This is a genomic window from Geobacillus sp. ZGt-1 (genome assembly GCF_001026865.1).
Classification (GTDB): Bacteria; Bacillota; Bacilli; order Bacillales; family Anoxybacillaceae; genus Geobacillus; species Geobacillus thermoleovorans.
Window position 1 is genome coordinate 1 of sequence record NZ_LDPD01000057.1, and the last position, 1,365, is coordinate 1,365.

Annotated in this window: 1 protein-coding gene and 1 pseudogene; one reads left to right on the plus strand and one right to left on the minus strand. The window is 53.5% G+C overall.

What is annotated here, in order from left to right; translation table 11 throughout:
* Positions 1 to 40 precede the first annotated feature (40 nt).
* Positions 41 to 337 (plus strand): annotated as a pseudogene (locus tag VU18_RS15445) (ArnT family glycosyltransferase); the annotation flags it as partial.
* Positions 338 to 386: 49 nt separating this feature from the next.
* Here the strand turns inward: VU18_RS15445 and VU18_RS15450 are convergent.
* On the minus strand, positions 387 to 1,365 hold a 979-nt coding region (locus VU18_RS15450; RefSeq protein WP_047758435.1), incomplete at its 5' end, for an aldehyde dehydrogenase family protein.

The following is a 1,365-nucleotide window of genomic DNA, read 5'->3' on the forward strand; positions in this document are numbered from 1 at the left end:
TTTTTTCGAAGCACAGCGTGCCGATAAAGGAGTGGATCGCATGAGAAATCCAAGTGTACGAAACATCTCGTTTTATCTAGCGGCGGCGTTGATCTTCTCGATGATGGTCTACAACGTCTTTTATCATCTAGGAACATTCCCGATTTCAAGCTGGGACGAAGCGCGTCATGGCGTCAATGCATACGAAATGCTGAGGCATGGAAACTTGATCGTCAACACATACCTTGGGCATCCTGATTACTGGAATTTAAAGCCTCCTGTCAGCTACTGGGCGATCATGATTGGCTTTAAACATACAGCCTTGGAGTGCCACTCTCTCCAAGGCTGCGCAACCATTCTTCTAGAATTTTAGGAATAAACTTTACTCCAACCTCTTCTCATCCCGCTTAACTTTCGTTAAAAATAATCAACTTCAACTCCGTCATTTCCTCGATCGCATAGCGAATCCCTTCGCGGCCAAACCCGCTTTCTTTCACGCCGCCGTACGGCATATGGTCAACGCGGAACGTTGGGATGTCGTTAATCAACACGCCGCCAACGTGCAGTTGTTTCGCCGCTTTCCATGCGGTATGGATGTTGTCGGTGTAGATGCCTGCCTGCAAGCCGTAGCGCGAGTCATTGACCAATTCAATGGCTTCATCGATCGAACGGACGCGGTTGATCAAGACGATCGGGGCGAACACTTCTTGGCACGACACTTTCATCGTCGGTTCGGCGTCGACAATGACGGTCGGAAGCAGGATGTTGCCGTCGCGTTCGCCGCCAAGAACAACGTTGGCGCCGCCTTGTTTCGCCTCTTCGATCCAAGAGAGCGCCCGGTCGACATCGTTTGGCGTAATCAAGGCGGATACATCGGTGGTTGGATCCAACGGGTCGCCTGTTTTCAACTGTTTCGCGGCGGCGACAAATTTTTCGACGAACTCGTCATAACGATTCTCATGCACGTAAATGCGCTGGAGTGAAATGCACACCTGCCCTTGGAACGTGAACGCACCGAACACGCAGCGCGGGATGATGCGATCAAGATCGACCTGTTCATCGACGATCACGGCCGAGTTGGAGCCGAGCTCGAGCGTCACCCGCTTTAAGCCCGCCTTATTGCGGATCGCGATGCCGACTTCCGGGCTGCCGGTGAAGGTGATCATGCTGATGCGCGGGTCGGTGACGATTTTGTCGCCGACCGTGCGGCCGCTTCCCGTGACGACGTTGAGCGCCCCTTTCGGCAAACCGGCTTTTTCGAACAGTTCGGCAATAAAGTAGGCGGACAGCGGCGTTTGGCTGGCTGGCTTCAACACAACGGTGTTGCCCGAGGCGATGGCCGGGCCAAGTTTATGGGCCACCAAGTTCATCGGGAAGTTAAACGGC